The sequence below is a fragment of the Streptococcus sp. HMSC072D03 genome, from assembly GCF_001812855.1.
Classification (GTDB): Bacteria; Bacillota; Bacilli; order Lactobacillales; family Streptococcaceae; genus Streptococcus; species Streptococcus salivarius_D.
The window spans coordinates 1-998 of the sequence record NZ_KV810626.1 but is presented as its reverse complement, the minus strand read 5'-3'; the positions used below and the strand labels follow the sequence as shown (position 1 = coordinate 998).

The 998-nt window shown below is 55.3% G+C and carries 1 protein-coding gene; it reads right to left on the bottom strand.

The window, feature by feature from the left end; translation table 11 throughout:
- Nucleotides 1–998, bottom strand: a 998-nt coding sequence (locus HMPREF2877_RS10910; RefSeq protein WP_176745180.1) for a hypothetical protein, incomplete at both ends; no start/stop codon positions are given.

The window sequence follows — 998 nt, the reverse complement described above, 5'->3', positions numbered from 1 at the left end:
GCAAGTACGTCGGCTTCCATGAGTGCGTCAACGAGTGCGAGTGAATCAGCAAGTACGTCCGCGTCAATGAGTGCCTCAACGAGCGCATCAGAATCTGCAAGTACCTCAGCATCGATGAGCGCTTCAACAAGTGCTTCAGAGTCCGCAAGTACCTCAGCATCGATGAGCGCATCAACGAGTGCAAGTGAGTCAGCAAGTACGTCGGCTTCCATGAGCGCTTCAACGAGTGCTTCAGAGTCTGCAAGTACTTCAGCGTCACAGAGTGCCTCAACAAGTGCGAGCGAATCCGCAAGTACGTCAGCATCGATGAGTGCTTCAACCAGCGCTAGCGAATCGGCAAGTACTTCAGCGTCCATGAGCGCTTCAACGAGTGCAAGTGAGTCAGCAAGTACGTCTGCCTCAATGAGCGCCTCAACAAGTGCAAGCGAATCCGCAAGCACAAGTGCATCCATGAGCGCCTCAACAAGTGCGAGTGAATCCGCAAGTACCAGTGCTTCCATGAGTGCATCAACAAGTGCGAGCGAGTCAGCAAGTACGTCCGCGTCCATGAGTGCGTCAACCAGCGCCAGTGAGTCAGCCAGCACGTCCGCATCGCAAAGCGCCTCAACCAGCGCCAGCGAATCAGCAAGTACGTCTGCCTCCATGAGCGCCTCAACAAGTGCGAGTGAGTCAGCAAGTACATCAGCCTCCATGAGTGCCTCAACCAGCGCCAGCGAGTCAGCAAGTACATCAGCGTCCATGAGTGCGTCAACCAGCGCCAGTGAGTCAGCCAGCACGTCCGCATCGCAAAGCGCCTCAACCAGCGCCAGCGAGTCAGCAAGTACGTCAGCATCGATGAGTGCTTCAACAAGTGCCAGTGAATCGGCAAGTACGTCAGCGTCCATGAGCGCCTCAACAAGTGCAAGTGAATCTGCAAGTACTTCAGCGTCGATTAGCGCCTCAACAAGTGCGAGCGAATCAGCCAGCACATCAGCGTCGATGAGCGCTTCAACAAGTGC